The following is an 18,781-nucleotide window of genomic DNA, read 5'->3' as shown; positions in this document are numbered from 1 at the left end:
CGGATCGCGGCCTCGGAGATTGCACCGGATACCGTTTCGACGTGCCCGAACCCGACGACGGAACCCGCGACGACCAGGTCGACGAACTCCCCGAGGACCTCGACGCGGCCGGCTACGTCGGTCCGTACGTCTTCCCCGACAACAACCGTCGCCGTATCCCCGGCTACCTGTACCTCGCCACCGCCGCCGGTTGCCTCGCCCTCTGGGCGTTCGCCGGAGACGACGCCGTGTTGGTCAACGACGGCTTCCTGGTCGTGGGCGTCGTGCTCGCCCTGGTCGGCGGCTACCACCTGCTGTCGGGCTTCGACCTCGTCGTCGACGAGCAGGACGCCCTGGTCGGCGCATCACGAGCCGTCGGGTTCCCCGTGGGCCATGCCTCGGCCCAGATGGGATGGCGCGGGCTCCGCAGCCGACCCACGTGGCGGATCCTGCTCTATTCGGCCGAGGAACCGCCCGACAAGCGTGGGTTCGTGCTCGTCGACGGTGTCGACGGTCAGATCGTCGACCAGGTGGTCGAGGCCAACCCCGAGGACTGGTCCGACCTGGACGGCAAGCTCACGTCCTGACGGCGGCGGATGCTGCCCGGAGGTGATCGGCGACCGCGCCCACGGCGTCCTGCAGGGTTCCGAGACGCTCGGACCAGTCGTCGCTCGGCACTGCGCCGATGCGATCGACGGCCGATGATGCTGCGTCGGTGAAGCGGTCGAGCATCGGAGCGATCGGCGATCCGTCATCGACGAGGTCGCCAGGAGCGAACGCCGGCATCGCCTCGAGCAGCGTCGTGGCGGCGACGAGGTGTTCGACCGCGGAATGACCGTCCGGACCAGGACGGCGGGCGGCCTCGTCGGGGTCGAAACGCTCGTCAGCTTCCTCGGGTCGGGCGAAGACCGCACGGAAGCGGCGGGGGAACGAGCGCACCGCCACGGTCGCGTCGTCGGGTGTGAGTGAGCGGTCGACGGTCATCAGCGTCCCCTCGCGGACCGGAGTCCGCGTCCGATGTCGAGTTGATGGTGCTTGGCCTCGTGCAGGCCGTAGCGGGCCAGCGAGTCGATGGTGAAGATCTCGCCGTCGCTGCGTTCCCCCGAGGACGCCCACTGATCGCCTCCGAGCGCTCGAAGCGTGGCGGCGTAGCGGCTGGTGGCATCGGCGATCTCGGCGGCGACCACCGTCGGGTCCGAGTCGTTGTAGGCGTCGTCGGTGACGGCAGCATCGTGATCCCACGACGCGAAGCGCACGCCCGGCTGGTCGGCCATGAGCCGGGTCCGCTCCTCGAAGAGGCCGAGGACGTCGCGGACGTGGCAGGCGTACTCGAGCGGCGACCACACGTCGGGCGCCGGACGGGTCCGCAGCAGTGCCGGCCCGTCCTCGCCGGGGAGGAAGCGGGTGAGCGGAGCCCCGTACTTCCGGCCCAAGGCGTCGATCTCGCCGGCCACGTCTTCCACCGAGTCGCCGTCGAACTGGCATTCGGGACAAGGATCCGTCATGGACCGACCCTATCCTTGGGCCCACCCGGACCCCCGGGTAGCCTCACCACCGGTCGCCCGGTGTGGGCATTCCCTGACCCAGAAGATCTGGACCCGCCATGTTCGACGGTCGCTTCCGCTCGAGTTTCGAGAAGGGCCTGAAGCCGATCGGTGCAAATCTGCGCCGTGCCGGTGTCAAAGCCGATCACCTCACGACCTTCGGGGTCCTGATGTCGGGTGCCGCCGCGTTCGCGATCGCCAACGGGGCGCTCCGTGGCGGCCTGCTGCTGCTCGCGCTCACCGCCATTCCCGACGTGCTCGACGGTGCGGTCGCCAAGGCCTCAGGTACGGCGTCGACCCGAGGGGCGTTCTTCGACTCGACGATGGATCGCGTCGCCGACGCGCTGCTGCTCGGCGGGGTGGCGTGGTATCTCGACACGACCGAGCCCGGGAGGATCTCGCTCCTGCCCATGGCGGTCCTCGGAGCGTCGCTGCTGATCTCCTACGAACGGGCGAAGGCCGAGTCGCTGGGATTCGACGCCCGCGGCGGCCTCATGGAACGGGCGGAACGCCTGCTCCTGTTGGCGCTGGCGCTGCTGTTCGACTCGCTGTTGATCCCGGCGCTGTGGCTGATGTTCGTCCTCACGGTGTTCACCGCGGGGCAGCGGTTCCGGAAGGTCTGGGTCCAGGCCACCGCCGATGTGCCCATGTCGACGCCGATCGTGGCGCGCGACCGACGGCGCCGCTCGATGCGCCGTGCCGACCGTCAAGAGCGTGCCGCCCGGCGTCGCCGGCGCACGCACCCCTGATCCGCCACCCTCGCATCGCTCCGTGGCCTCTCGTCTCCTGACGGCATTCCAAGCGGCATCCGCCGTGGCACGCCGACTCCCTGCCCCCATGCTCGGCCCGCTGGCCAGGGTCGGTGGGACCGGTGCGGCGATCCCCGACGCGACCCGTCGCCTCCTCGTGGCACGGAACCTCCAGCGCGTCGACCCGACGCTCCGCGGGCTCGCCCTGCGCCGGGCGGTCAACGAGACCTTCGAGTCGTACGCGGCCTACTGGCTCGAGGCGTTCCGGCTCCCGACCCTGACGCCGGCCGAACTCGACGCCGGGCTGAGCTACGAGGGCTACGAGCACCTCGAGCAGTCGCTCCACCGTGGCAAGGGAACGATCCTCGTGCTGCCGCATCTGGGCGGCTGGGAGTGGACGGGGTTCTGGTTCACCCGGGTCGTCGGTGTGCCCATCACCGCCGTCGTCGAGCGCCTCGATCCTCCAGAGCTGTTCGAGTGGTTCACCGAGTTCCGCACGTCGCTGGGCATCAACGTGGTGCCTCTGGGACCGGATGCCGGCCGCGAGGTCCTCGCCGCCCTCAAGCGCAACGACCTCGTGTGTCTGCTGTCAGACCGCGACATCGAGGGCAACGGCGTCGAGGTCGAGTTCTTCGGCGAGCGGACGACGCTCCCGGCCGGCCCCGCCACACTGGCACTGCGGTCGGGAGCCGATCTCGTGCCGGGCGCGATGTACCAACGCCCGCACGGCGGGCATCACGGCTACATCCGCCCGCCCATGGTGATCGAGCGCCAGGGCAAGCTGCGCGAGGACGTCACCCGCATCACACAGGAGATCGCCCACGAACTCGAACTGCTGATCCGACGGGAGCCGACGCAGTGGCACTTGATGTCCCCGAACTGGCCGAGCGACCATGCCGCCCTGGCCGAGGCGGGACTGTGAGAGGGATCGGCGCATGAGGATCGGCCTGATGAGCCCGTACAGCGTCACCATCCCCGGCGGCGTCCAGGGTCAGGTCCTCGGGCTCGCTCGCGCGCTGCGCTCGCTCGGTCATCCCGTGCGGGTGCTCGCGCCTGCCGACGGCGTCCCGCCCGACGCCGGCGTGACCCCGCTGGGGGTGAGCGTGCCGACGTCGGCCAACGGCTCGGTGGCGCCGCTGGCGCCCGATCCGTCCGCACAGCTGCGGACGATCCGCGCGATCCGAGACGAGGAGTTCGACGTCCTCCATCTGCACGAACCGCTGGCTCCCGGGCCGACGATGACGGCGCTGTTGGTCAGCCCGGCGCCGATGATCGGGACCTTCCACGCGGCGGGTGACTCGGCCTCGTACAAGTACGCCGCGCCGGCACTTCGCTGGCTGCTGCGCCATCTCGATCATCGCTGCGCGGTGTCGCCCGATGCCGCCGACCTCGCGAAGCGGTACCTCGGTGGCGACTACGAACTGCTCTTCAACGGCATCGAGATCGAGCGCTACGCCACCGGGCCGTCGACGCCGACCGACGGACCGACGGTCTTCTTCTGCGGACGACACGAGCCTCGCAAGGGTCTCGAGGTGCTCCTCGAAGCGCTGCAACGACTCCCGAGCGACGTCCGGGTCTGGGTGGGGTCCGACGGGCCCGAGACCGAGCGGCTCCAGGCGGCCTACGCCGGCGACCCCCGCATCGAATGGCTCGGGCGTCTCACCGACGACGACAAGATCGCGCGACTCCGCGGCGCCGACGTGTTCTGTGCGCCCGCGCTCATGGGGGAGTCGTTCGGTGTCGTCCTCCTCGAGGCCATGGCGGCGGGGACGGCGGTGGTGGCCAGCGACCTCGACGGCTACCGCAACGTCGCCACCCACGGCTCCGACGCGCTGCTGGCCACGGTCGGCGATGCCGATGCGCTGGCGACCCAACTCGCCGTCGCCCTCGACGACGACACGCGTCGGGCCGAGCTCGTCGAGGCAGGGACGGCGCGGGCCGCGCAATTCGCGATGCGCCATCTCGCCGAGCTGTACGTGGAGCGGTACGAGGCCATCATCGCCGCTCGCTGAGTCGAGGTGGGGGAGGCCCGGGGCACCGTCCGCGACGGTCGGGCCGCCGGACCTCCCATTCACGTGAGGTTGTCCGGATTGGGCGAGATTGTGAATGGCGCGATCGGGTCATTTGCCACTGACCCGATCAGGCGGTGGGCGAGTGACCCGCTGCCGGTTCCGGGGGCGGACGGGAGTCCTGCATACAATCGACGGATCGTGTCCGAGTCCGAACGAACGTCCGACGCCAGTCTCCTGCGCCTGGTGGCGATCCACGCAGCCCTGGTGGCCGCACCCGTCCTCGCCGTCGCGCTGGCACTGCGGCTGTGGCTGCTGGCGCTCCCGTTGGCCATCGTCGTCGGCGTCGTCGTGACCGCCGTGCGGGTCCGGGGCGTGGACGACCGTGTCGCCCGAGCCGTCGGTGCAACCGAGATCGGCCCCGACGACCAACCCCGTCTGGCGGGTCTGGCGGAGTCGGTGGCGATGGCGTCCGGCGTGGCGTCGCCGCGGCTGTTCGTGATCACCAGCTCGTCGGTCAACGCACTCAGCTGGGGCGCCGGCAACGGCCCCACCTGCCTCGCGGTCACGACCGGCATGCTCGACGCGGCCGACCCGATCATCCTCGAAGCGGTCGTCGGCCACCATCTCGGCCCGGCCCGGACCTCGTCGCTGGCGGAGACCACGCTCGCCGCCTCGCTCTTCGGCCCGTTCGCGAAGGGGCCGCTGACCGGCCCGGTCGTCTCGTTGATCCAGGGAGACGACGAGCGATCGGTCGTCCACGCCGATCTCGAGGGCGTGCGCGCGACCCAGTACCCGCCGGGTCTCGTCCGGGCCCTGCACACGGTCCGCTCGTACCCCACCGACCTCGACGTTCCCCCGGCGTTGGCGGGTCTGTTCTTCGCTGCTCCGGTCGCTGACGACGATCCCTTCGCCGTGCACCCGCCGCTCGACGACCGGATCGACCTGCTCCGCGAGGTCTGAACGCCGAATCCGAGTGGGAGTGGGCCGGGGTCCCGGCCGTAGACTCGCCCCATGAGTGCGTCCTCCGAAACTGGATCGTTCCGGGTCAAGCGTGGCTTGGCCGAGATGCTCAAGGGTGGCGTCATCATGGACGTCGTCACGCCCGAGCAGGCCAAGATCGCCGAGGACGCCGGTGCTGTCGCCGTCATGGCGCTCGAGCGGGTGCCCGCCGACATCCGCGTCGACGGCGGTGTCGCACGCATGTCCGACCCCGAGATGATCGAGGGCATCAAGGACATCGTCACCATCCCGGTGATGGCCAAGGCCCGCATCGGCCACTTCGTGGAAGCCCAGATCCTCCAGGCGCTCGGTGTCGACTACGTCGACGAGTCCGAGGTGCTGACGCCGGCCGACGAGACCCACCACATCGACAAGTGGTCGTTCACCGTGCCCTTCGTCTGCGGTGCGACCAACCTCGGCGAGGCGCTCCGTCGCATCAGTGAAGGCGCGTGCATGATCCGTTCGAAGGGCGAGGCCGGCACCGGCAACGTCGTGCAGGCCGTGCGCCACCTCCGCTCGATCAACGGCGACATCCGGAAGCTGACCCAGGCCGACGAGGCCGAACTGTTCGAGTGGGCCAAGCAGCTGCGTGCACCGTTGCCGTTGGTCCAGGAGATCGCCGAGACCGGCGAGCTGCCGGTGCCGCTGTTCTGTGCGGGTGGCCTGGCCACGCCGGCGGACGCTGCCCTCGCCATGCAGCTCGGCGCCGACGCCGTGTTCGTGGGGTCTGGCATCTTCAAGTCCGACGACCCCGCCCCCCGGGCCAAGGCCATCGTCGAGGCGACCACCCACTTCCGCGACGCCGACATCCTCGCCAAGGTCTCCCGTGGCCTCGGTGCCCCGATGACCGGCATCGGCATGGACCCCGACGGCTCGGCCGCCGACGGCACCGCGTTCGAGAAGCGCGGCTGGTGACGATCGGCGTCCTCGCCCTCCAGGGAGCGTTCCGCCGCCACGTCGAGGCCTTCGAGCAACTCGGCACGGCCGCTGCTGAGGTGCGGCGACCACACGAACTCGACGATGTCGACGCACTCGTGATCCCCGGTGGTGAATCCGGGACGATGTCGATGCTCCTCGACCGAGGTGAGCTGTTCGACCCGATCGCGAAGCGCCTGGCCGACGGCATGCCCGCACTGGGGACATGCGCCGGGATGATCCTCCTCGGCGCCGAGGTGCTCGACGGCCGCGCCGACCAGCGGTGCTTCGGAGCCATCGACATCACGACCCGCCGCAACGGCTACGGCCGCCAGGTCGACAGCTTCGACGTCGCGTTGGCGATCGACGGCTTCGACACACCCTTCGACGCGTCGTTCATCCGGGCGCCAGTGGTGGAGCGCGTCGGCGACGATGTCACCGTGGTCGCCCGCGTCGACGACCGGCCCGTACTGTGCACGTCCGGACCGGTGATGGTCGCGGCATTCCATCCGGAGCTTCCTGCTCCTGACGGGACGTCCGACCTACGCATCCACCGCCGATTCCTCGAGGAGGTCCTGTAGATGTCCGGCCATTCCAAATGGGCGACGATCAAGCACAAGAAGGCCAACACGGACGCCAAGCGCGCCAAGGTCTTCGCCAAGCTCATCCGCCAGGTCGAAGTCGCGGCACGCGAGGGTGGCGGCGATCTCGACGCCAACCCGACGCTGCGGACCTTCTACCAGAAGGCCCGAGACAACTCGATCCCCCTCGACACGATCGAGCGGGCGATCAAGCGGGCCACGGGCGACCTCGACGGGGTCGTCTACGAGCAGGTCACCTACGAGGGCTACGGGCCCAACGGCGTGGCGGTGCTGATGGAGGTCCTCACCGACAACCGCAACCGTGCCGCCGCCGACGTGCGCAGCGCGCTCACCAAGAACGGCGGGTCGCCCGCCGAACCGGGTGCGGTGTCGTGGCAGTTCGACCGAAAGGGCGTCATCATCGTCCCCAAGTCGGTGTCCGAGGACGAGCTCATGGAGACCGCGCTCGAGGCCGGCGCCGAGGACATCACCGACGAGGGCGAGGTGTGGCAGGTACTCACCGCGGCCAGCGACCTCCCCGACGTCCGTGACGCGCTCGACGCCGCCGAGATCGCCGTCGAGAACTCCGAGGTCACGATGCTTCCGCAGAACACGGTGCCCATCACGGAGTCGGACAAGGCGAAGTCGATCCTGCGGATCATCGAGGCGCTCGAGGACCTCGACGACGTCCAGAACGTCTACGCCAACTTCGACATGTCGGCCGAGCTCTACGAATCGTCGGCGGGCTGAGATGCCGGCCGTCGGCACACCTGCTCCGGACTTCACCGTTCCCGGTACCGACGGGACCGATGCCGGACGTCGTGACTACACGTTGTCGGCCTACCGCGGACAACCCGTCGTGCTCGCGTTCTATCCCGGCGACAACACGCCGGTCTGCACACGCCAGCTGAACGCCTACACGGCCGAGATCGACGAGTTCGCCGAGGTCGGGGCGCAGCTGCTCGCCATCTCGCCCCAGGACGTGGCCAGCCACGAGGACTTCGCCGACAAGCAGGGCGGGTTCGGTTTCCCCCTGCTGGCCGACACCGACAAGGCCGTCGGCGAGGCCTACGGGGTGATCGGGCCCATCGGCTTCTACCGGCGCTCGGTGTTCGTCATCGACGCCCAGGGCATGGTCGCGTACAGCCACCGCGCCATCGCTGGACTGACCTTCCGGCCCACGACCGAGTTGGTCGAGGCCGTCGCCCGGTCCAAGTCCGCCTGACGTCGGCTCAGACCGCCACGTCGCCGACCACGCGACCGTCCGAGAGTTCGATCGTCCGGGTGAGCGTGACCGCTTCCAGGAGTTGGCGGTCGTGGGTGACGAGCACGAGCGTTCCGGGATAGCCGTCCAGCGCCGCCTCGAGTTGCTCGATCGCCGGCAGGTCGAGGTGGTTCGTGGGTTCGTCGAGCACCAGCAGGTTCACGCCGACGAGTGCGAAGGCGGCGAGGACGGCCCGGGTCCGTTCACCGGGGGAGAGTCGATCGGTGGATCGGCCGATGTGGTCGGGGCCGAGCCCGAGCTTGGCCAGTTGTGACCGTGCGTCGTTGGCCATCACACCGGTCTCGGCCACGAACGCGTCGATGAGCGACTCGTCGGTCGCGAAGCGCCGGCGCGCCTGGTCGAGGGTGCCGACCACGACCGACGGACCCAGCCGCGCCGTGCCGCTCGACGGTTCGACCCGGCCGAGCGCGGCCTGGAGCAACGTGGTCTTGCCGGAACCGTTCGCCCCGACCAACGCCACGCGCTCGCCGTACCCGACGTCGAGCGAGATCGGGCCGAGACGGAACGACCCGCGATCGACGACGAGGTCTCGGGTCTCGATGACCCGATCGCCCGATCGTCCCGTGGTGGCGAAGTCGAGGCGGAGATCCCAGCCCTCCCACGGCTTCTCGACGACCTCGAGCCGCTCCAGCGCCTTCTCGGCCCGCTTGGCCTTGCCGGCGAGCTTCTCGGAACTCGCCGTGTTCCAGTGGCGGATGAACTTGTCGGGCTCGTCCGATCGCTTCACCTTGGCCAGACCCTGCGCCGACCACTCCCGTGTCCGCTGCGCCTGGCCCCGGAGGGACTCCCGGGCGTCGACATAGTCGGCGTGCGCCTCCTCGGCGTGGCGTCGCGCCGTGGCTCGTGCCTGTTGGTACGCGTTCCATCCGCCGTCGTAGCGGGTCGCCGTGCGGTCGTGTTCGTCGATCTCGAGCACGCTCGTCACCACGCGCTCCAGGAACGCCCGGTCGTGGGAGACGAGGACGAACCCCGCGGTCGAACCGACGAGGAACTCCTCGAGGAGGCGGAGTCCGTCGAGGTCGAGGTCGTTGGTCGGTTCGTCGAGGGCGAGGACGTCGAATCCCGACAGCAGGACCGACGCCAGGTTCACCCGAGCCCGTTCGCCCCCCGACAGTGTCGAGGCGTCCTGGCCTGCCGTCGACGCGCCGAGTCCCACTCGCTCGAGGGTCGCGGCGAGCGTCGCATCGAAGTCGGCGGCGCCGGTCTGCATCCACGTGTCGAGGGCTCGCTGGTACCGGTCGTCGGCACCCACGTCGCCGGAGCCCAGGGCCTGGGTTGCGGCATCGAACTCGACCTGGGCCGCCTGCGCACCCGTGCGACGGGCGACGACGTCGGCCACCGACTCACCCGCCCGGATGTCGAGTTCCTGGGTGAGGAACCCGACGCGTGCGTCGCCCGGGACACGGCGGACCGAGCCCGACTCGGGTGTCAGGTCGCCGACGAGGAGGCGGAGCAGCGTCGACTTGCCGACGCCGTTCGGTCCGAGCACGCCGATGCGGTGACCGGACGCGACCGTGAGCGAGACGTCGGCGAGGACGACGGTCGGGCCGTGGGAGAAGGCAACGTTCTGGGCGACGATCTGGGAAGACACGGGAGCACCTCGAGCAGCGGAGAAGGACGCGGGACGGGGTGCCTCAGAACATCGGGGACGACAGTATCCGGTCGACTCGCCGCATCGACACCGGATTCCGTCGCCGGCGCCCGTCGCCCCACCCCGTGCGCCCCGTGGTCCCACCCCGTGCGCCCCGTGGTCCCACCCCGTGCGCAACGTGCCGATCGGTACGTTCCGCGACGGAAACGACATCCAACGTGCCGACCGGTACGTTCCGAGCACTGCCGCGAGACCGCTGAGGGTTCCTGTCACCGTGTGTCGTCACGATGTATCTCATGCGTGCGACGACCAAGGTCGCCCGAGCGTTCCGCCGGGCATCCGACAATCACGACCTCCTCACCACCGCTGACCTCCTCGCCGAGGACCTGAGCTCGAGGCAGATCGGCCGTCTCGTTACGGACGGCGTTCTCGAGCGCGTCATTCGCGGGCTGTACCGACGGCCCGGCACTCGCACGCCCATCCAGGACATCGCGGCCGCAGTCCAACGGCACGAAGGTGCTGTCGCCTCGCACGTGTCAGCGCTGTTCCTCCACGGCTTCGACGTCGACCCGCCGGACCGCCCGCACTTCAAACTCCCGCCTGGGTCGGCCGGCACCACGAGACTCGGGGTACAGCATCGAAGTCCTCTCGACACGGTGGATCTCACTCGCCGCCGAGGCCTCCCCGTCACCTCGATCGCACGGTCGTTCGTCGACGGTGCGGAGTCGTTGTCGACCGATGCCCTGGCCGCCGTCGCCAACGAGATGTTCAGCGGCAAGCGTGTCCGGTTCGACCAGGTCGGCGACGCGCTGGCCAGAGTCGAGGATGCCCCTGGACGGGTCGGCGGTGGCCGTGTCCGAGCGGTGATGGCGAGTTGGTGCGATGCCATCCAGCCCGATTCACCCGCCGAGGCAGCCGCGATCCGTCGGATCCTCTCCTTCGGACTGCCTGCGCCGGCGACGCAATACGCCATCACGGACGGAGACAGGTTCATCGCCAGGGTCGACATGGCGTGGCCCGACGAGCGGGTCGTGCGTGAGTACGACTCGTTCGAATGGCACCGTCCCGATCGCGTCGAGGCCGACGAAACGCGTCGGCAACGGATCGAGGCGTTGGGCTGGCGGATCGATGCCGTTCATCGCCACGATCTCGGAGCGGGCGAGCACCGTTGGCTCCACGCCTTGCGCGACGACCTACGGCAGGCGGCTCGCCGAGCGTCGTGAGGAGCGACCGATCGGATCGAAACGTCGTGCGGCGCCGCCTCCTGCCGTGGTGCGCAACGTGCCGATCGGTACGTACCGCGTCGGAAACGACATGCAACGTGCCGATCGGTACGTTCCGAACATCCCCGCTGGGTCTGGCGCCGGCGCCGGCGCCGGCAGTCCGCTGGGCTATTGCTCGTCGGCGACGCCGAGGAGGCGGGCTCGACTGACCGACTTCATCCCGCGGTTGAGGCTGATGATGGCGATGAGCCAAGCGACGCCACCGATGATCCACGACACCGACGTCCCGCCGAAGAGTGCTCCGGTCGACTGCGAGTAGGCGATCAGGATCAGCGGGAGGCTGACGAGGCCAGAGGCCTGCTGGGCGGCGGCGGTCGACTTCACCGCGCGCCGACAGGCGGAGCACGAGCGAGAGCGTCAGTGCGAGGAACGGCGGGATGACCCACAGCATCAGCAACCACCACTGGGGGGTCGGGAAGAACCAGCCACCGACCTCCGGCCCGACGATGGCGTTCACGATCAGCGAATAGATGCTGAAGCCCACGATCGTCGTGAAATAGCCCGGTAGCAGCGACGCCAGGAGTTTGCCGAGGTAGATCTCGCGCACGCCGGCGGGGGAGTGGGCGAGGAACTCACCCGTCCCGCGCTCGCGCTCGCCCACGATCGTGGCGGCGCCGACGGCGGTCGAGATCGTGAGCGGGATCACCACGGCGACAGGGGCGAACAGGAACACGGCGAGCGCATACGACGCCTGACCCAACGGGCTGTCGCCCTCGATCTGGTCCTGGGCCCGTTGGGGCAGCACTTCGACCGCCTGGCTGATCTGTTCGACCACCCGGACGTCGCCCACCTGGTTGATCGTGAGCAGGAGGACGGTGGGGATGAGGACGAAGAAGATGCCGCCGAGGGCGATCATCGGGATCCAGAAGTCCTTGGCTTGTATGAGTTGCTTGAGGTCGGTGCGGGCCACGGTCCAGATCTGATCTCGGTGCAGGCGTCCGGTCTCCCGGATGCGCGGCCGGCCCGAGGACATCGGCGGGGGAGCGATCACATCGCTCATGCGTGCACCTCCCCGATCCGGTTGTCGCCACTGGAACGGCGAACGGCGAAGTACAGGTTCTCGAGGGTGTGGCGCTCGACCTCGACCCGCGTCAGCCGGACGCCGGCAGCGCTGAGGGCGTGCACCAGGTCCGGGACACGGTCGAGGCGGTCGACGGCGACCGTCGTGCCCTTGCCGCCGGTCTCGCTGCGGAGGACTCCGGGAAGGGTCGACAACATGGTGAGGGAGGATCGGTCCTCGGCGTCGAAGACGACCGTGTCGTCGGGCCAGTACTGGCGCACGAGGTCGTCTGGCGTCCCGGAGATCAGCGAACGCCCGTCCTGGAGCATGACGACCTGGTCGGCGAGACCCTCGGCCTCGAGCAGCAGGTGGGTGCACATGACCACGGTGTTCCCGTCGCCGGTCATCTCCCGGATGAGCTCGAGGACCGCGTAGCTCGACTCGGGATCGAGGCCCGACGTCGGCTCGTCGTAGAGCAGGAGGTCGGGCTCGTGAAGCACCGACCGGGCGAGCGCCAGCCGGGTCTTCATGCCGGTCGAGTACCCACCGACCTGGGATTCGAGCGCACCGACGATCCCGAAGCGATCCGACGCCGCCATGATGCGGTCGTGGGCGAGCTGGCCGCGACCGAGGCCGTAGAGCTCCGCGGCGTAGCCGAGGTTGTCCATTCCCGAGAGGCGGTCGTAGAGGGCCGGCTTGGCCGACACGACGCCACAGCGGCGGCGGACCTCCTCGCCGTCGACCGTCGGGTCGAGCCCGAACACCCGGACGTCGCCCGAGTCCGCGCCCAGGGCGCCGGTGATGATCCGCGTGCACGTGGTCTTTCCGGCGCCGTTCGGGCCCAGGAGCACGGTGATGCTCTTCTCCGGGACGTCGAACGACAGCCCGGCGAGCGCCGGCGTCGTGCCGAAGGTGCGGTGGACGGCGTCGAGCGAGACGACGCCGGTCGTCGTCGACCCCGGGTCGTCGGGCGACGGGGGCGCGTCCGGATACAGATCAGTCATCGACACGGCACTTCCATCGGCAGGCGGACCGTGAGAGTTGAGCAGAATCGGAAGACCCGTGGTCCGCGGCACCGGTCCGCACAGACAGTAGGGTCGAACCCATGTTCGTATGGGGGATCGACCCCGGCCTCTCCAGGTGCGGCTACGCGGTCATCGACGCGGGCGGTCGCACGCCCCGATTGGTGGCTCTCGGCGTGTTCACCACGCCGCCCAGCGACTCGGTTCCCGAGCGCCTTCACGCGATCCAGAGCGACGTCCGGAGCCTCGCCGCCGACCATCCGCCCACCGAGGTGGCGGTCGAGCGCATCCTGTTCTCCGTGAACGTGCGCACGGCGATCGGGGTCGCGCAGTCTGCCGGCGTGGTCATGACCGAGGCGATCGATGCCGGCGCCACGGTGACCGAGTACTCGCCGAACGAGATCAAGCTCGCGGTGGCGGGCGACGGCTCGGCCGACAAGGGACAGGTCGAGGCGATGGTGCAACGCCTGCTCCGCATCGACAAGCCCATCCGACCCGTCGACGCGGCCGATGCCGCGGCCATCGCCCTGTGTCACCTCGCCCACGCCCCGATGCGGTCGCGCATCGCCGCCGCACGATGATCGGCTCGCTGCGGGGCACGCTCCTCGACCGAGGCGGCGATCTCCTCCTCGTCGAGGTCGCAGGCATCGGCTACCAGGTCCAGGTCAGCCCGACCACGGCACTTGCCGTGGGCGACCTCGGCGACGAGGTCTTCGTCTGGGTCCACCACCACATCCGTGAGGACCACCAGTCGCTCTACGGCTTCGCCAGCCTCGATGCTCGACGCTGCTTCACCGCTCTGCTCGGCGCTCATGGAGTCGGCCCGGCGATGGCGCTCGCGATCCTGTCGGTCCACGGTCCGCAGGACCTCGCCCGGGTCCTGGCCGAAGACGACGTCGGTGCACTGTGCCTGGTCCCCGGGGTCGGGAAGAAGACGGCGGCGCGGCTGCTGGTCGAACTCAAGAGCCGCCTCGACATCCCGCTCGACCTGGGTCCGGCCGAGACCACGGGTGACGGCGCCACCGGAGGCTCGGCCTCGGCGCGGGCCGACGTGCGCGAGGCCCTGGGCGGCCTCGGCTACGGCGTCGACGAGATCCGTGAGGTCTTGTCCGACCTCCCCGAAGGCGACGACGCCGGCGTGCTCCTCAAGGCGGCGCTGTCCCGGCTGGCGGTCTCCCGCTGATGCGCGAAGAACTGCTCGACCCCGAGGCGTCCGACGACGAGGCAGTCGACGAGACCGGTCTGCGTCCACGGTCGCTCGAGGACTTCGTCGGGCAGCCCCGGCTCAAGGAGCACCTCGAGATCATCCTCGAGGCCGCACGCCGGCGCGGTCAGGCGGTCGACCATCTGCTCTTCGCCGGCCCTCCCGGTCTGGGCAAGACGACGCTCGCCGCGATCGTCGCCAACGAGATGGACGTCCGGTGCGTGCCGACATCGGGCCCCGCCATCGAGCGCGCCGGCGACCTCGCCGCGATCCTCACCCAACTCGAAGAGGGCGACGTCCTGTTCGTGGACGAGATCCACCGGCTCCCTCGTGCCGTCGAGGAGGTCCTCTATCCCGCGATGGAGGACTTCCAACTCGACATCGTGATCGGCAAGGGCCCTGCGGCCCGATCGATCCGTCTCGACCTGCCGCCGTTCACGCTCATCGGGGCGACGACCCGCACGGGCGCCATCACCGGGCCGCTCCGCGACCGGTTCGGGCTCGTCGAGCGACTCGACTTCTACACCGCAGTGGACCTCGAGGCGATCGTCTCGCGTGCGGCTGGAATCCTCGAGGTCGCCCTCGAGCCGGCCGGGGCGTCGGAGATCGCTCGCCGGGCGCGGGGCACACCGCGTATCGCCAACCGCCTGTTGCGGCGCGTCCGTGACTACGCCGAGGTGCGCGGCGACGGCACGATCGACCGTGACACCGCCAACGCCGGCCTGAGTACCTTCGGTGTCGACGAGCGTGGTCTCGACAAGGTCGACCGGGCGATCCTCTCGGCGATCTGCGAGCGATTCGGTGGTGGCCCGGTCGGACTGTCGACCCTCGCGATCAGCGTGGGCGAACAGACCGAGACAGTCGAGGACGTCTACGAGCCATTCCTGATCCAACAGGGCCTGCTCATGCGCACGCCCAAGGGTCGGGTCTGCACGATCGGCGCCTGGGAGCACCTGGGTGTCGCACCGCCGGCATCAGCGGATCCCGGCGGCGGGCCCTCAGCGCTGTTCGAGTAGCCGCTCAGCCGAGGATGCCGAGGACGTCCCCGAGGATCTCCGGGACGGTCGGCAGTCCGCTGGTGTCGGGAACCGGGTTGTCGAGGCAGAGGCCGAGGTCCACGCCGCCGACGGCGAGGCAGGCCCATTCCGACGCCGTGACCGCGGGCGGGGCGATGGTCGCCGGTTCCGGGGTCGCCTGGGCCGACGGGAGCGCCACGGCTCCGAGGGCCAAGGTGGCGCCCAGGACGGCGGTGGCAGCGATCGTGCGAGTGCGGTTCATGGAGTTCCTTCGATCGGCTCCGACGGGCGGCCGAAGACGAGTTGGAAGATGCCTTCGGCGATCTCGGCGAGGTCGTCGTCGATCTCGGGCGGGTTGATCCCACCGGTTGCCGGGCCGAGCGATCCGCTGACCGGCATCGACTCGGCCTTCTGGCGGGCGACCTCGGTGCCCTCGGGGCCGACATAGATGTCGACCGGACCGGCGTCGACGGTGGGTGCGGCGGTCGACGTGGGCGCCACGGTCGTCGCCGGCTCGTCGACGACCAGCGAGGTGACCGGCGCGGGAACGGGAAGGACGGTGGTCGTCGATGCAGGCGCCTCGGCGACCGTGGTGCTCGGCGCCGCTGCGGTCTCGATCTGCGAGACCTCGCCCGGCGTCGACGGGAGGAGCACGGCGGCAGCGGTGATCGCTCCGACGGCGAGGGGTGCGCCGACCGCGAGCATCTCGGCCCAACGCTCGTCGACGCGTGCACGGAGGCCCCGGGCGCGGGTGCCGAGCCAGCCCAGGAGCGGGAGGCCCCAGATGCCTCGACCCTCGGCACCGGCCACCACGGCGTATTCGCGTCGCAGGGCCTTGCGGGCACGGTGCAGCAGTGCCTCGACGGTGGTCACGGGCACGTCGAGCGTGCCCGCGATGTCGGCGTAGCTGAGCGACTGGGCCTCGCGAAGCATGAGCACCTCGCGATGGCGAGGGCCGAGGTTGTCCATGGCCTCACGCACGTGGCCGGCGTCGACCTCGGCGAAGAGGTGGTCGATGTCGGGCTCGACCGATCCGAGGTCTGGCTCCTCGGTCAGGTCGATCCTGGCCATCTTGCGGTGCCGATCGATGATGATCCGCTTCGCGATGACCGTCATCCACGGGTAGAAGCGCCGCTCGCCCTGGAGCGAGTCCATCGATCGCAGCGCCTTGACGAAGGCTTCCTGCGCGACCTCTTCGGCCTCGTGCCGGTCGTTGGTGTGCCGCTGGCAGTATCGGCGCAAGCGGTTGAAGTAGCAGCGATAGAGGTCGTCGAACGCCTCGGGATCACCGTTCTGGTAGCGCGCGACCAAGTCGCGGTCGCGACCCAGATCGACATCGTCTGCCCGTAGCGCCACGAAAGTCCGTCCTCGAGGGGTTCCCTGCCAGTTCACTCACTCTGTTCGACGCAGCACTGTTGGTTCCCTTCCCGGACTCCCGGTAACTTCTGGCGACCTCATGGAGACCTCGTCCTTCGACTACGAGCTGCCGCCGGAGTCCATCGCCCAACAGCCGCTCGAGCCCCGCGATCGGGCCCGTCTGTTGGTGGATCGAGGCCCGGGTCGGTCCACCGAACACCGGACGGTCCGTGACCTCCCCGACCTGGTCGGACCCGGCGACCTCGTGGTCGTGAACTCGACGAGAGTCCTGCCTGCTCGCCTCCATCTCCGGAAGCCGACCGGGGGAGCGGTCGAGGTCCTCCTGCTCGAGGAGTTGGAGCCGGGACGCTGGGAGGCGCTGGTCCGGCCCGGCCGCAAGGTGCCCCCCGGCAGCGAGTTCGTGGTCGACGACGACCTGCGTCTCGTGGTCGGTGACCGTCTCGAGGCCGGCCGTCGGTCCGTCGACGTCCACAGCACCGATCTCCTGGCGGCGCTCGACCGCCACGGCGAGGTCCCGCTGCCGCCCTACATCACCGAGGTGCTCGACGATCCCGAGCGGTATCAGACGGTCTACGCCGATCGGCCCGGGTCGGTGGCCGCCCCGACGGCAGGGCTGCACCTCACCCCGGCAGTGCTCGACGGCATCCGGGCATCGGGCGCGGCCATCGAGACCGTCGACCTGATCGTGGGTCTGGGGACGTTCCGGCCGATCACGACGGACCGGGTCGAGGACCACGTCATGCACCACGAGCGCTACGACGTGCCGGAACGGACCCTGGCCGCCTGCGCCGAGGCCGACCGGGTGGTGGCCATCGGGACGACGACGGTGCGGGCGCTCGAATCTGCGGCCCGCAGCGGCCAGACCACGGGGTCGACCGAGCTGTTCCTCACGCCCGGCGACGACTTCCTGGTGGTCGATGCCCTGCTCACCAACTTCCACCTGCCCCGATCGAGCCTCCTGGTGCTGGTCGAGGCGTTCTCCGGCCCGCGCTGGCGTGACCTCTACGGTGAGGCCCTGGACTCGGGCTACCGATTCCTGTCCTTCGGTGATGCGATGTTGCTCCAGCGTGAAGTGAGGCCAACGCCATGACGCTCCACGTCGACGTCGAGACCACCGCCGGTACGGCGCGGACCACGACCATCACCACCAGCCGGGGCACCGTGACCACGCCGTGCTTCATGCCCGTGGGCACGAGGGGCGCCGTGCGTGCCGTCGACACTGCCGATCTCGAGGCCTTGGGCGCCCAGATCGTGCTCGGCAACACCTACCACCTGCTGTTCCGTCCCGGCCCCGACCTCATCGAGCGCCTCGGCGGACTCCATGGGTTCAGCGACTGGTCGGGCCACGTCCTGACCGACAGTGGCGGCTACCAGGTGTTCTCGCTGTCGCCGAAGGTGGACGACGAGGGCGTGACGTTCCGCTCGACCTACGACGGAGACGAGGAACGACTGACGCCGGAGCGCGCGGTCGAGATCCAGTACGCGCTCGGCGCCGACATCCAGATGGTCCTCGACGTCTGCCCGCCCCTGCCCAGCCCGCCCGAGGTCGTCCGTGCGGCGCTCGAACGCACCGCGGCGTGGGCCGTCCGTGCCCGGGACCGCTTCCGGGCACTCGACGACCCCACGCGCAACCAGTTCGGGATCGTGCAGGGCGGCGTCGACCCCGCGATGCGAGCCGAGAGCGCCGAGCGCACGGTCGAGATCGGTTTCGACGGCTACGGCATCGGTGGCCTGTCGGTGGGGGAGTCGCGCGACGAGATGCTCCCCGCCCTCGCGGCGGCGCTCGAACACCTCCCTGCGGACCGTCCCCGCTATCTGATGGGCCTGGGCGACCCGGTCGGCATCGTCGAGTCGATCGCTCTCGGCGTCGACATGTTCGACTGCGTGCTGCCGACGCGGTTCGGGCGGCACGGGACGCTCCTGACGTCGGAAGGTCGGTTGAACATCAAGAACCGACGGTTCGCGGACGACGACGGTCCACTCGACCCGGACTGCGCCTGTTCGACGTGTACCCGGTACTCGCGGGCATACATCCGCCATCTGGTCAACGTGAACGAACCGACGGCGGCACGGCTGTCGACCATCCACAACCTGGCCTGGACGTTGCGCCTCACCGAGCGAGCGAGAGCGGCCGTACAGGCGGGGTCCATGGACTCCCTGCGCTCCGAGATGGCCGATCTGTACGACTAGGTTGGCGCAGCCCCCTGGACTCACGCAGCAACGA

At 69.8% G+C, this 18,781-nt stretch carries 22 protein-coding genes and 1 pseudogene; 15 read left to right on the top strand and 8 right to left on the bottom strand.

The features are described 5' to 3' along the window. Positions 1-41 precede the first annotated feature (41 nt). Positions 42-566: a hypothetical protein gene (locus AB8619_RS09595; RefSeq protein ID WP_436796239.1), complete on the top strand. Its 525-nt coding sequence runs from the start codon at positions 42-44 to the stop codon at positions 564-566. Here AB8619_RS09595 and AB8619_RS09590 read toward each other — a convergent pair. Continuing rightward, positions 556-963 carry a hypothetical protein gene (locus AB8619_RS09590; RefSeq protein ID WP_436796238.1) on the bottom strand — a complete coding sequence of 136 codons (408 nt, stop codon included), beginning with the start codon at positions 961-963 and terminating at the stop codon, positions 556-558. The genes AB8619_RS09595 and AB8619_RS09590 overlap by 11 nt on opposite strands. Next, positions 963-1,484, bottom strand: a complete 522-nt coding sequence (locus AB8619_RS09585) for a DinB family protein (RefSeq protein WP_436796237.1) — start codon at positions 1,482-1,484, stop codon at positions 963-965. The genes AB8619_RS09590 and AB8619_RS09585 overlap by 1 nt, the downstream gene beginning before the upstream one ends. A 98-nt stretch (positions 1,485-1,582) precedes the next feature. On the opposite strand from AB8619_RS09585, the gene AB8619_RS09580 reads away from it, so the two are divergent. The 8 genes from AB8619_RS09580 to AB8619_RS09545 all read left to right on the top strand — a co-directional run bounded on the left by AB8619_RS09580 (position 1,583) and on the right by AB8619_RS09545 (position 8,004). Then, positions 1,583-2,272, top strand: coding sequence for a CDP-alcohol phosphatidyltransferase family protein (locus AB8619_RS09580; protein ID WP_436796236.1), 690 nt, complete (start codon positions 1,583-1,585; stop codon positions 2,270-2,272). A 22-nt stretch (positions 2,273-2,294) separates the two neighbouring features. Continuing rightward, complete coding sequence (locus AB8619_RS09575) at positions 2,295-3,194, top strand: phosphatidylinositol mannoside acyltransferase (protein WP_436796235.1); 900 nt, start codon at positions 2,295-2,297, stop codon at positions 3,192-3,194. A gap of 28 nt (positions 3,195-3,222) precedes the next feature. Then, positions 3,223-4,284 (top strand): glycosyltransferase family 4 protein, encoded by a 1,062-nt coding sequence (locus AB8619_RS09570; protein WP_436796234.1) that lies wholly within the window; start codon positions 3,223-3,225, stop codon positions 4,282-4,284. Between the two features lie 198 nt (positions 4,285-4,482). Continuing rightward, positions 4,483-5,244, top strand: a complete 762-nt coding sequence (locus AB8619_RS09565) for a hypothetical protein (protein ID WP_436796233.1) — start codon at positions 4,483-4,485, stop codon at positions 5,242-5,244. A 51-nt stretch (positions 5,245-5,295) separates the two neighbouring features. Further along, a complete protein-coding gene (pdxS, locus tag AB8619_RS09560) occupies positions 5,296-6,198 on the top strand; it encodes a pyridoxal 5'-phosphate synthase lyase subunit PdxS (protein ID WP_436796232.1) in 903 nt (300 codons plus the stop codon). 2 nt (positions 6,199-6,200) lie between these two features. Continuing rightward, complete coding sequence (gene pdxT, locus AB8619_RS09555) at positions 6,201-6,779, top strand: pyridoxal 5'-phosphate synthase glutaminase subunit PdxT (protein WP_436796368.1); 579 nt, start codon at positions 6,201-6,203, stop codon at positions 6,777-6,779. Then, positions 6,780-7,529: a YebC/PmpR family DNA-binding transcriptional regulator gene (locus AB8619_RS09550; RefSeq protein ID WP_436796231.1), complete on the top strand. Its 750-nt coding sequence runs from the start codon at positions 6,780-6,782 to the stop codon at positions 7,527-7,529. It begins immediately after the preceding gene. A 1-nt stretch (position 7,530) separates the two neighbouring features. Next, positions 7,531-8,004 carry a peroxiredoxin gene (locus tag AB8619_RS09545; protein ID WP_436796230.1) on the top strand — a complete coding sequence of 158 codons (474 nt, stop codon included), beginning with the start codon at positions 7,531-7,533 and terminating at the stop codon, positions 8,002-8,004. A 7-nt stretch (positions 8,005-8,011) separates the two neighbouring features. Here the strand turns inward: AB8619_RS09545 and AB8619_RS09540 are convergent, their stop codons facing one another. Beyond that, positions 8,012-9,655 carry an ABC-F family ATP-binding cassette domain-containing protein gene (locus tag AB8619_RS09540; RefSeq protein ID WP_436796229.1) on the bottom strand — a complete coding sequence of 548 codons (1,644 nt, stop codon included), beginning with the start codon at positions 9,653-9,655 and terminating at the stop codon, positions 8,012-8,014. A gap of 296 nt (positions 9,656-9,951) precedes the next feature. Between AB8619_RS09540 and AB8619_RS09535 the strand changes: the two genes are divergently transcribed. After that, positions 9,952-10,878 carry a type IV toxin-antitoxin system AbiEi family antitoxin domain-containing protein gene (locus AB8619_RS09535; protein ID WP_436796228.1) on the top strand — a complete coding sequence of 309 codons (927 nt, stop codon included), beginning with the start codon at positions 9,952-9,954 and terminating at the stop codon, positions 10,876-10,878. A 168-nt stretch (positions 10,879-11,046) separates the two neighbouring features. On the opposite strand, the gene AB8619_RS09530 is transcribed toward AB8619_RS09535, so the two are convergent. The 3 genes and pseudogenes from AB8619_RS09530 to AB8619_RS09520 form a co-directional block, all read right to left on the bottom strand. After that, positions 11,047-11,262, bottom strand: coding sequence for a hypothetical protein (locus AB8619_RS09530; RefSeq protein ID WP_436796427.1), 216 nt, complete (start codon positions 11,260-11,262; stop codon positions 11,047-11,049). Between the two features lie 34 nt (positions 11,263-11,296). Further along, positions 11,297-11,911: pseudogene (locus tag AB8619_RS09525) on the bottom strand (ABC transporter permease subunit); the annotation flags it as partial. A gap of 23 nt (positions 11,912-11,934) precedes the next feature. After that, complete coding sequence (locus tag AB8619_RS09520) at positions 11,935-12,942, bottom strand: ABC transporter ATP-binding protein (RefSeq protein WP_436796367.1); 1,008 nt, start codon at positions 12,940-12,942, stop codon at positions 11,935-11,937. A gap of 101 nt (positions 12,943-13,043) precedes the next feature. Between AB8619_RS09520 and ruvC the strand changes: the two genes are divergently transcribed. From ruvC to ruvB, 3 genes are read left to right on the top strand one after another with little or no spacing between them, the layout of a single operon-like run. Continuing rightward, the gene (ruvC, locus tag AB8619_RS09515; RefSeq protein ID WP_436796227.1) at positions 13,044-13,541 is read left to right on the top strand and encodes a crossover junction endodeoxyribonuclease RuvC; all 498 of its coding nucleotides are present in this window, start codon (positions 13,044-13,046) and stop codon (positions 13,539-13,541) included. Beyond that, positions 13,538-14,143, top strand: a complete 606-nt coding sequence (gene ruvA, locus AB8619_RS09510) for a Holliday junction branch migration protein RuvA (RefSeq protein ID WP_436796226.1) — start codon at positions 13,538-13,540, stop codon at positions 14,141-14,143. Before ruvC ends, ruvA begins: the two co-directional genes overlap by 4 nt. After that, a complete protein-coding gene (gene ruvB, locus AB8619_RS09505; protein ID WP_436796225.1) occupies positions 14,143-15,180 on the top strand; it encodes a Holliday junction branch migration DNA helicase RuvB in 1,038 nt (345 codons plus the stop codon). The genes ruvA and ruvB overlap by 1 nt, the downstream gene beginning before the upstream one ends. Positions 15,181-15,184: 4 nt before the next feature. On the opposite strand, the gene AB8619_RS09500 is transcribed toward ruvB, so the two are convergent. Both AB8619_RS09500 and AB8619_RS09495 read right to left on the bottom strand, forming a co-directional pair. Further along, positions 15,185-15,442, bottom strand: coding sequence for a hypothetical protein (locus AB8619_RS09500; RefSeq protein WP_436796224.1), 258 nt, complete (start codon positions 15,440-15,442; stop codon positions 15,185-15,187). Then, complete coding sequence (locus AB8619_RS09495; RefSeq protein ID WP_436796223.1) at positions 15,439-16,536, bottom strand: sigma-70 family RNA polymerase sigma factor; 1,098 nt, start codon at positions 16,534-16,536, stop codon at positions 15,439-15,441. The genes AB8619_RS09500 and AB8619_RS09495 overlap by 4 nt, the downstream gene beginning before the upstream one ends. 100 nt (positions 16,537-16,636) lie before the next feature. Here AB8619_RS09495 and queA point away from each other — a divergent pair, with 100 nt between their 5' ends. After that, complete coding sequence (queA, locus tag AB8619_RS09490; RefSeq protein WP_436796222.1) at positions 16,637-17,647, top strand: tRNA preQ1(34) S-adenosylmethionine ribosyltransferase-isomerase QueA; 1,011 nt, start codon at positions 16,637-16,639, stop codon at positions 17,645-17,647. Next, the gene (gene tgt, locus AB8619_RS09485) at positions 17,644-18,747 is read left to right on the top strand and encodes a tRNA guanosine(34) transglycosylase Tgt (protein WP_436796221.1); all 1,104 of its coding nucleotides are present in this window, start codon (positions 17,644-17,646) and stop codon (positions 18,745-18,747) included. The genes queA and tgt overlap by 4 nt, the downstream gene beginning before the upstream one ends. Positions 18,748-18,781 lie beyond the last annotated feature (34 nt).

It is taken from the genome of Actinospongiicola halichondriae, assembly GCF_049103745.1.
Lineage (GTDB): Bacteria > Actinomycetota > Acidimicrobiia > Acidimicrobiales > Salinilacustritrichaceae > Salinilacustrithrix > Salinilacustrithrix halichondriae.
This window is presented reverse-complemented; position numbering and strand designations above follow the sequence as displayed.